This is a genomic window from Candidatus Hydrogenedentota bacterium, from assembly GCA_016791475.1.
GTDB lineage: Bacteria > Hydrogenedentota > Hydrogenedentia > Hydrogenedentales > JAEUWI01 > JAEUWI01.
This window is the reverse complement of sequence record JAEUWI010000186.1, coordinates 1-774: the sequence shown is the minus strand read 5'-3', so window position 1 is coordinate 774 and position 774 is coordinate 1. Positions and strand designations below refer to the sequence as shown.

General features: G+C 59.0%; 1 protein-coding gene. It reads left to right on the top strand.

Annotated elements, in window-relative coordinates; translation table 11 throughout:
• Positions 1-340 precede the first annotated feature (340 nt).
• Positions 341-774 (top strand): type II secretion system protein (locus JNK74_28605; protein ID MBL7650148.1); only part of this gene is annotated, 434 nt, incomplete at its 3' end.

The following is a 774-nucleotide window of genomic DNA, read 5'->3' as shown; positions in this document are numbered from 1 at the left end:
ATTTGCGGCGCGTCTGGGCGAATTCCCTCTTGCGAATGTACGCGGACGCGGGTAGTTTAATGTGCGATGAGGGATTGGGTTCGTAGCGCGGCGCAACCCGTTTCAATTCCAAATGGTTGCCACGCCGCCGTCTCTCGTCCAGAGCAGGCGATTCCCGGTTGAATCGCCCCCTTCTGTTGCAGCACATTCGCACGACGCCTGCGGCAAATGCCGCGCGGTCGTTGCCGATGCCCTTAGGTTGGCATCGCTCGTTCACCGATTCGTGTGTTTCCCGACGGTCCGCTTGAGCCGCCGATCGCCGGATAGACGTCAGGTCCGACCGAGCCCGAAAGGAATCCAGATGTCGTTCACGAGAAGTCGCACGCGCGCATTCACCCTGATCGAACTGCTGGTGGTGATCGCAATTATTTCGCTGCTGATGGCGATTCTGCTGCCGTGGTTGACGAACGCCCGCGAGCAGGCTCGGCGCGTGAAGTGCCTTGCGAATCTTCAACAGCAGGGCAGCATCGCGCAGATGAACGCCCAAACGGACAAGTACAGCCGGCTCCATCCTCCGCACCCTTGCACAAGAGAAGACGGTCACCTTCCGACTGATTCGACCAGTGTCCCGATTACATCACTTCGTTACTACATGGGCACCGGCGACCATGAATACGGCGGCAAGGACGGTGAAGTGGACCTCGGCGGCCAGTTTGGACGCGAGTATGCATTCCAGGGAACCGGTGGCCATGACGGCAAAGACTCGGCTCGTCGCTACATGAACAAGTTCTTGTA